At 48.5% G+C, this 6006-nt stretch carries 2 protein-coding genes and 1 pseudogene; all 3 read left to right on the top strand.

The genetic code is table 11. From position 1 onward, the window contains the following. Window positions 1-2206, top strand: a pseudogene (locus tag QVP90_RS13855) (SusC/RagA family TonB-linked outer membrane protein); the annotation flags it as partial. Window positions 2207-2289: 83 nt separating this feature from the next. After that, the gene (locus QVP90_RS13850; RefSeq protein ID WP_021936777.1) at window positions 2290-3852 is read left to right on the top strand and encodes a RagB/SusD family nutrient uptake outer membrane protein; all 1563 of its coding nucleotides are present in this window, start codon (window positions 2290-2292) and stop codon (window positions 3850-3852) included. A 161-nt stretch (window positions 3853-4013) separates the two neighbouring features. Continuing rightward, window positions 4014-6006, top strand: a 1993-nt coding sequence (locus tag QVP90_RS13845) for a glycoside hydrolase family 3 N-terminal domain-containing protein (protein ID WP_288204553.1), incomplete at its 3' end; no start/stop codon positions are given.

Here is a 6006-nt window from a genome sequence, read left to right as displayed (position 1 = left end):
TGGAATGCCGATACAAACTGGCAGGATGAAATATTCCAAACAGGATTTATTACCAACAATAACATCAGTATCACAGGTGCCTCGGAGAAACACAGTTTCTATTTGGGTGTAGGATATTCGCACGAGCAGGGCAACATCAAGCATGAGAAGTTCAGCAAAGTGACGATCAATACGAGCAATGAATACAAAGTGACGGACCACTTCAAAGTAGGTTTCCAATTCAACGGGGCACGTATGTTGCCTGCCGACGCGAAACAGGTGTTGGGAGCCATCCGCACCACTCCGGTGGCCCCGGTGTACAATGCAGAATACGGTCTTTACACCGCCTTGCCCGAATTTCAGAAAGCGCAGATGAACAACCCGATGGTGGATGTAACATTAAAAGCCAATACCACTAAAGCCGAAAATTACCGGGCTTCGGGCAGTGTATACGGAGAGCTAAATTTCTTGAAGCATTTCACGGCACGCGCCACCTTCTCGATGGATTATGCATCAGACAACGGACGAACCTATATACCTATTATTAAGGTATACGACCCGACGGTAAAAGGAAATGTTTCGACTTTGGGAACCGGTAAGACAGAAGTCAGCCAGTTTAAGCAGAATGAGACGAAGGTACAGAGCGATTATGTACTGACATACACCAACAGTTTTGCCGACGGCGCACATAACCTTACTGCTACAGCCGGTTTCACAACTTATTACAACTCGCTAAGCAGACTCGACGGAGCTCGTAAACAGGGAGTCGGTCTTGTTATCCCCGATGATCCCGATAAATGGTTCGTCGGTCAGCCAATATTATTGTTGCTGGTTCCTCCGCAAACCGCTCACCGCCACTAACGGAAGTACACAGTGGGAGCGAACCACCGTATCCATGCTGGCCCGCGTGATCTATAATTATAAAGGAAAATATCTGTTCAACGGTTCTTACCGCCGGGACGGTTCGTCAGCTTTCTCGTACACCGGAAACCAGTGGCAGAACTTCTATTCCGTGGGCGCAGGCTGGCTGATAAGCGAAGAAGAATTCATGAAAGATATCAGTTGGTTGGATATGCTGAAATTGAAAGGTTCATGGGGTACTTTAGGTAATCAGAATTTAAGTTCCGCTTATCCGGCAGAACCGCTTTTGAAGAATGCCTTTTCCGCCGTTTTCGGCAAGCCGTCCATCATCTACCCGGGATATCAACTGGCCTACCTCCCGAATCCGGATTTACGCTGGGAAAAGGTAGAAGCCTGGGAAGTAGGCTTCGAAACCAACCTGTTGCGCAACCGGTTACACTTTGAAGGAGTTTTCTACAAGAAGAATACCAAAGACTTGCTTGCGGAAGTCCCAGGCATCGCCGGCACCATTCCGGGCATCGGTAATTTAGGAGAGATCAGAAACAGCGGTGTGGAACTTGCAGCTACTTGGCGCGACCAGATCGGCGACTGGGGATACTCCATCAGTGCCAACCTGACGACCATCAGTAATAAGGTAAAAAGTCTCGTGCAGGAAGGATATTCAATCATAGCCGGTGACAAGAATCAAAGTTACACAATGGCCGGATACCCCATCGGCTACTTCTACGGTTATAAAGTGGACGGAGTATACCAATCGAAAGCGGACATTGACGCTTCTCCCGAAAACACACTGGCTACCGTCACTCCGGGAGACCTGAAATTCGCAGATGTGAACGGTGACGGTAAGATTACTCCGGAAGACCGTACGATGATCGGTGACCCGACTCCCGATGTCACTTACGGACTTTCGCTGGGCGTATCCTATAAAAATTGGGATCTCAGCATTGAAATGATGGGCCAAGGAGGTAATCAGATTTACCGTACCTGGGATAATTACAACTTCGCCCAATTCAACTACATGGAACAACGGTTGGACCGCTGGCATGGTGAAGGGACATCAAACAGTCAGCCGCTATTGAATACGAAACATGCCATCAACCGGGAAAATTCGGAATATTATGTAGAGAGCGGACGGTTCTTCCGTATCCGTAACCTGCAACTGGCATACTCTTTCGATAAGGCTCTCATCTCCAAGATACGTTTGCAGGCCTTGAAAATGTACTTCAACGTGCAAAACCTGAAAACATGGAAACATAATACCGGATACACCCCGGAATTAGGAGGTTCGGCCATCGCCTTCGGAGTGGACAACGGCAGTTATCCCGTACCGGCGGTTTATACGTTCGGAATCAACCTGACTTTTTAAAAAAGGGAGAAGGGAGAATAGAGAGGGGAGAAGGAAAGAGAGAGAAAAGGGGAAATTAATAAACTAAATATTTTGATTTTGATATGAAATTATATAAGTATATACTATCCTTGTCACTGGCTATTGGGGCGATGATGGTGACAAGTTGCAATGATTTCTTGGATCGCAGCCCGCAGGGGCAATTCACGGAAGACGATGACCCGAATGCCTTGGTAAACGGTAAGATCTATAACGTCTATACGATGATGCGTAAATTTGATATTACGGCAGGAACTCCGGCATTTGCCATTCACAGTTTCCGCAGTGAGGATGCAGAGAAAGGTAGTACGAGCAGTGACGGCTCGGAAGTAGCAGAAATGTATGACGACTTTATGTATACGGCTACTAACGGACAACTCGGGGCTTACTGGAGCCAGAATTATGCCATTATCTTTCAGTGTAATGATATTCTCGAATCGATAGATGAAGCAGAAGCTACCGGAAAGCTAACCGAAGAAGACCTCCGGAACCGTGGAGAAGCCCTGTTTTTCCGTGCATATTGCTACTTCAATCTGGTACGTGCCTTTGGCGAAGTACCTCTGATTACGTTCAAAGTAAACGATTCATCAGAAGCCAATGTACCGAAAACCACAGCCGAAAAACTATATGAGCAAATCGACAAGGATCTGGCCGGCGCCGAAGCCTTACTGCCCGAACAGTGGGCTACCGAGTTTTTAGGACGCCTCACCTGGGGTGCTGCGCGTTCGCTCCATGCACGCACGTTTATGATGCGCAACAACTGGGACAGTCTTTATATAGCATCCAATGACGTAATGACATCCGGCCTTTACAATCTGAACACACCGTATGATAAAATATTTACGGACGAAGGTGAAAACAGTGGCGGAATATTTACGGACGAAGTTGAAAACAGTGGCGGTTCTATTTTCGAACTGCAATGTACAGCCACGGCAGCCTTACCGGCCAGCGATGTCATAGGCAGTCAATTCTGTGAAGTCCAGGGAGTGCGCGGTGCCAACCAATGGGATTTAGGCTGGGGTTGGAATATGGCAACCCAGGAATTATATGATGCCTACGAACCGGGAGACCCGCGCCGGGACGCTACCCTTCTTTACTTCCGCAAAAACGAGACAGACCCGATCACTCCCGAAAACACCAATACACCTTATAACGAATCACCCGTATCGCAAGCCATGGGCCGGGCATTCAACAAAAAAGCCTATACCGATCCTGCTATGCGCCGTGAATATACCAACAAAGGTTTTTGGGTAAACATCCGGCTCATCCGTTATGCTGATGTAGTACTGATGGCTGCGGAAGCCGCCAATGAACTCGGAAAGACAGGAGAGGCCAATGCTGATCTTGAAATGGTAAGAGCCCGTGCGAGAGGCAATAACCCGAACGTCCTGCCCAAAGTGGAATCATTGGATCAAACGGTACTCCGCGATGCCATCCGTCATGAACGTCGTGTGGAATTGGGAATGGAATTCGACCGCTTCTATGATCTGGTGCGGTGGGGTATTGCCGAAGAGGTATTGCATAAAGCCGGAAAGATGAACTACCAGCCCAAGAATGCCCTCCTACCGCTTCCGCAAACGGAGATAGACAAGTCTAAAGGGGTGTTGGTACAAAATCCGAATTACTAAGCCTCTCCCCCAACCCCTCCCCGTAGGGAGGGGAGTAAAATGCCTTATCAGACATTCTATCAGGAATGAGGTCAATAATATATAACACTCGATTTTACAAATGTACCTTTCTCCCCCCTCCCTACGGGGAGGGGTTGGGGGAGAGGCCTTAATTATTAACCATGAACAGATTTATAAAAACTTTCAGTATTCTGCTTGCGGCAACATTTATAGGTGTTAGTGGCATGCAAGCGCAAAAATCTCCACAGGATATGAATCGTTTCATTGACGCCTTGATGAAGCGAATGACAGTAGATGAAAAGATCGGACAGCTCAATCTTCCTGTCACCGGAGACATCACCACCGGACAGGCAAAGAGCAGCGACATTGCCGGAAGAATCAAACGCGGTGAAGTGGGCGGACTCTTCAATTTGAAAGGAGTGGAAAAAATCCGGGATGTACAAAAATTAGCGGTAGAAAATTCCCGCCTTGGCATACCTTTATTATTCGGTATGGATGTTATCCACGGATACGAAACGATCTTCCCCATTCCATTGGGATTATCGTGTACATGGGATATGAAAGCCATTGAAGAATCGGCCCGTATTGCAGCGATCGAAGCCAGTGCAGACGGCATTTCCTGGACTTTCAGCCCGATGGTGGACATCAGCCGTGACCCACGCTGGGGACGTGTCTCCGAAGGATCGGGAGAAGACCCGTTCTTAGGATCGCTTATCGCCCGGGCAATGATACAGGGGTATCAGGGAGAAAAACTCGCAGACCAGTTGAAACGGAACGATGAAATCATGGCCTGCGTAAAGCATTTCGCCCTTTACGGTGCTGCCGAAGGCGGACGCGATTATAACACCGTAGACATGAGCCGCCAACGGATGTACAATGAATATTTTCCTCCCTTCGAAGCCGCCATCGAAGCGGGAGTAGGCAGCGTAATGGCTTCATTCAATGAAGTGGACGGCATACCTGCCACTGCCAACAAATGGTTGATGAGTGATGTGCTGCGCGGTCAATGGGGTTTCAACGGCTTCGTCGTTACGGACTATACCGGAATATCCGAAATGACAGATCACGGTATCGGCGATTTACAGACCGTTTCCGCCCGTGCCATCAATGCCGGTGTGGACATGGATATGGTAAGTGACGGATTTGTAGGCACTCTGAAGAAATCCATTCAAGAGGGTAAAGTATCTATGATGACTTTGAATACCGCCTGCCGCCGTATTCTGGAAGCGAAATATAAATTGGGACTATTCGATGACCCCTATAAATATTGTGATCCGAAACGTCCGGCACGTGACATCTTTACGCGTGCCCATCGGGATGCCGCCCGCCGTATCGCTTCCGAAAGTTTTGTCTTGCTGAAAAATGACAACCAGACCTTACCATTGAAGCCCACCGGAACCATTGCAGTGATCGGCCCGTTGGCAGACACCCGGAGCAATATGCCGGGTACATGGAGCGTGGCAGCCGTGCTGGACCGTTCACCGTCGCTTATCGAAGGACTTCGTGAGATGGTGGGCCGTATGGATGAAATGCCTCTTAACCAACCCAATGAACCCTGGTACATCCCTTTAATGGAAAACGGTGCGAATATCAACCTGTTATATGCCAAAGGAAGTAACCTGATAAGCGACGCTGCTTACGAAGAACGCGCTACCATGTTCGGCCGTTCATTGAACCGGGACAATCGTACGGATGCCGAATTATTGAAAGAAGCATTGGAAACCGCCAATAAAGCCGACGTAATCGTCGCTGCCCTCGGAGAATCATCCGAGATGAGCGGAGAAAGCAGCAGCCGTACGGATCTCAATCTACCCGATGTACAACAAACACTGTTGAAAGAACTGGTAGCCACAGGCAAACCGGTGGTCTTAGTGCTTTTTACCGGCCGCCCGTTGATATTGAATTGGGAACAGGACAATGTTCCGGCTATTCTTAATGTCTGGTTTGGTGGAAGCGAAGCAGCTTATGCCATCGGTGACGTACTGTTCGGTCGTGTCAACCCGAGTGGAAAACTGACAATGAGCTTCCCGCAAAACGTAGGACAGATTCCATTATATTATGCGCATAAGAATACCGGACGTCCGCTACACGATGGCAAATGGTTCGAAAAATTCCGCAGTAATTATCTGGATGTCACCAACGAACCGCTCTATC

This window comes from Bacteroides sp. CAG:189 (assembly GCF_000432295.1).
Taxonomy (GTDB): Bacteria; Bacteroidota; Bacteroidia; order Bacteroidales; family Bacteroidaceae; genus Bacteroides; species Bacteroides salyersiae.
This window is presented reverse-complemented; position numbering and strand designations above follow the sequence as displayed.

Bases quoted from the DNA above. Each gene is read 5' to 3' on its own strand.
- QVP90_RS13850 (WP_021936777.1), top strand. From the start codon at position 2,290: ATGAAATTATATAAGTATATACTATCCTTGTCACTGGCTATTGGGGCG.